The organism is Methanosarcina sp. 1.H.T.1A.1 (assembly GCF_000979295.1).
GTDB lineage: Archaea > Halobacteriota > Methanosarcinia > Methanosarcinales > Methanosarcinaceae > Methanosarcina.
On record NZ_JJQY01000069.1, the window covers coordinates 1 to 2,345 of the forward strand.

A 2,345-nucleotide genomic window follows, 5' to 3' on the forward strand; every position below is an offset into this window, starting at 1 on the left:
GTGCAGGCAATCATAAAGGAGGCAATGGCGGCGGTAGAAAATAAAATCCCTTTGCTTCTTGAATAATTCCGGAATGCCCTCATAAAAGGTTACAAAACACTGAAGCATTTCAATATAAATTTTGAACTAAAAAATAGACCGAAAATATACAAAAAATGATTAACGTGAGATATATAAAGGGAATAACATATCTTAAAAATTCGCAGGTTATCCCTGGATATATCTCACTGTTTATATTTATATGTTAAACAGGAATAAAGTAACCGGTAATCCTGTTTTCAAAAAATATCATTTAAAGGCGCAGACCTCCTCTTAATATGGAAACGATTTTTTTCAGGTAGATAAGCCCGATTACCTTCATCAACCCTTACAACTTCTAATTCTTCCCTGATTTTCTGTGCCAGAGGAGGATTACTTGATAGTTGCAGCATTAACAGAACCTGTATTTGATTCTGAACATCTTTCCTCCCCGGAAGGGAAGCAGCAGGCTTGAAAAAGCTTGAGATTTAAATTTAGAATATTTATTAAAAAGTGAGTGCCAAATAGAACTTATATTATTATGAACGAAACAAACTTTCCTGATATTATATATCCTTGAGAAAAAAATAACACCATGACGCTTTTGTTGAACCTATGTTATGGAAAAAATATTCGTATGAGTAACATCGGGAAAAATTAAAAGTTGCCAAAAATCTATAAGAAAGGGGAATTTCGAAAGAGGAAAATAAATGAAAAAGATCGTAGTTTTTTTCCTGGCATTTGCATTATGTATCAGCGCAATGTCTATGATAGGGGAAGCGGGTAAATCCACTGTTGCAACCGATTCAAGCGGTAGCGGTTATTATGGTGGAGGAGGATCCGGAAGTGGAGGCCACGACGGAGGAGGGTCCGGAAGCGATGGAGGGTGTGATGATGGAGGAGAATCTGGAAGTGGTGGAGCAGGAGGATCCGGAACTAAAGGCTACCATGGTGGGGCAGGATCCATAACTAGAGGACACTATGGTGGAGGAGGATCCGGAAGCGATGGAGGGTGTGAAGGAGAATAAGATCACCTGCAAGAGAAATAATAAATCTTGAGAAATGGGCAGATTAACCAGAAATAAAACCCAATTTTTCATTTTCTTGACATCTATGAGGGGTAATTAACCGGCAACCCTGGTGTTAAGTATTGACCGGAAAATGCTGATTCCTTTATCTCAGCCTGGCAGCGATTTTTTCAGGCAGCTCATCCCGGTTCCCCTCATCAACCGTCAAAACCTCGAATTCTTTCCTTATCCTCTGAGCCAGCAGGTGACTGCTTGACCTGTGCAGCACTGCCAGAACCGGTTTATCGGATTCCAGGACTGCTTCAACTGCCGAAATGAAAGCCCCGGATTTGAGCTCCATAGGCCCTACTTCATCGATAACTATCAGGTTACAGTCAAGGGCATTCCTGAGAGCATTTGCTCCGATCTTTTCAAGGTCTTCGAGGTTGACGTGATATTTCCCAACTCTCGGGCCGCTGCCTTTGACGCTGCTCAGAATGCCGGTTTCCCCGGTTGCAAGGTCTCGGATCGAAAAGCCTTCCCTTGTGCCTTCCTTTCGGATTTCGGTTGTCTGGATGCCGCCTATTTTGAAGCCCTGTTGATCGGCAAGTTTTTCAGCGGTTTTTGCAACAACTGTTGATTTCCCAATTCCGGGCCTGCCAGTTACTGCAATTCTCAACATAGTCTTTTTCTCCCCATTTCTATTTCCATTCCCCGGTAAAAATATACCTTGATTTTATTTAAATCAGCCAGCAGTGAGGTTTTCCGTTGATTATAAGAACATTGCAGAATATACTGGAATATACATCAGAAACTTCTATTATGCCAAATGCTAACTTTCGTAGATCTATAAGGGGTTGATATTGTGACTACGGATCAGGAAATTCTTGCCAGACTGCAGGAGATCGAGAAGAGAATGGATAAGATGGAAGTCACACTGGAAAGCATTAACAGTATCCTTAAAAAGGTGGAGCAAAATACTTATTTTGGGTGTTATGTCGAGGGAGAAAAGCTGGAGTAAATCCGAAAGTAAAATAAGATTAACAAACAAAGTTATCCAGGTTTAAGCTGAAAAACAAATCCTGCAACCTGCAACCTTTCGTATTCAGCTCAAATATTATTCTTGAGAAAGCCGGCCGCCGTTTGCGCCCGGTGAGAGTCACGGTACCCACCAAACAATCCTGTAGACAGATTCCGGGCTTTTTCTGAAACATCAGAATCGGAAGGTGGGGTATTCAGCTTGTTCTGGAGGACAATTCAGGGGATTCCGATTGAGTTTACGCAGAGCATTCATCTTACGGCTTGCCTTCATCTTATGGC

The 2,345-nt window shown here is 41.6% G+C and carries 3 protein-coding genes; 2 read left to right on the forward strand and 1 reads right to left on the reverse strand.

Features of this window, described 5'->3' with window-relative positions; all coding sequences use genetic code 11:
* Positions 1–728 precede the first annotated feature (728 nt).
* The gene (locus EO95_RS06920) at positions 729–1,046 is read left to right on the forward strand and encodes a hypothetical protein (protein ID WP_052733534.1); all 318 of its coding nucleotides are present in this window, start codon (positions 729–731) and stop codon (positions 1,044–1,046) included.
* 145 nt (positions 1,047–1,191) lie between these two features.
* Here EO95_RS06920 and EO95_RS06925 read toward each other — a convergent pair whose 3' ends face one another.
* Entirely contained in the window at positions 1,192–1,707 is a 516-nt protein-coding gene (locus EO95_RS06925) for an NTPase (protein ID WP_048133491.1), read from the reverse strand.
* 183 nt (positions 1,708–1,890) lie between these two features.
* Here EO95_RS06925 and EO95_RS17535 point away from each other — a divergent pair, with 183 nt between their 5' ends.
* A complete protein-coding gene (locus EO95_RS17535) occupies positions 1,891–2,046 on the forward strand; it encodes a hypothetical protein (protein ID WP_156164005.1) in 156 nt (51 codons plus the stop codon).
* The last annotated feature ends 299 nt before the right edge of the window (positions 2,047–2,345 follow it).

What these genes read in the sequence shown, in the direction of transcription:
- EO95_RS06920 (WP_052733534.1), top strand. Translation starts at nt 729, where the DNA reads ATGAAAAAGATCGTAGTTTTTTTCCTGGCATTTGCATTATGTATCAGC.
- EO95_RS06925 (WP_048133491.1), bottom strand. Translation starts at nt 1,707, where the DNA reads ATGTTGAGAATTGCAGTAACTGGCAGGCCCGGAATTGGGAAATCAACA.